Genomic DNA, 299 nt, shown 5'->3' with positions numbered 1-299 from the left:
GACGACGGCAACAGGCGGTTCGGCCAGGATCGAGGTCGGCGGGTAGACGATGTCGAAATTGTCAGCGCCGAATTCGTCGAGCGCCAAATAGGCGTCGTTCTCCCAGGCGATCAGCACGTCGCCCAGTCCCTTTTGCGCGAAAGTGACGGTCGAGCCGCGCGCACCGGTGTCGAGCACGGGAGCATTGGCATAGAGCTTGCCGACGAATTCCTTGGTCTTGGCTTCGTCGCCGCAATCATTGGCGTTGGCATAGGCCCAGGACGCGAGATAGTTCCAACGCGCGCCGCCCGACGTCTTGG

Annotated in this window: 1 pseudogene; it reads right to left on the bottom strand. The window is 62.5% G+C overall.

Features of this window, described 5'->3' with window-relative positions:
- Positions 1–299, bottom strand: a pseudogene (locus tag EN874_RS33065) (substrate-binding domain-containing protein); the annotation flags it as partial.

Origin of the sequence: Mesorhizobium sp. M1D.F.Ca.ET.231.01.1.1 (assembly GCF_003999155.2) — a bacterium.
GTDB lineage: Bacteria > Pseudomonadota > Alphaproteobacteria > Rhizobiales > Rhizobiaceae > Mesorhizobium.
The sequence above is the reverse complement of the archived record's forward strand: the minus strand, read 5'-3'. Positions and strand labels throughout refer to the sequence as shown.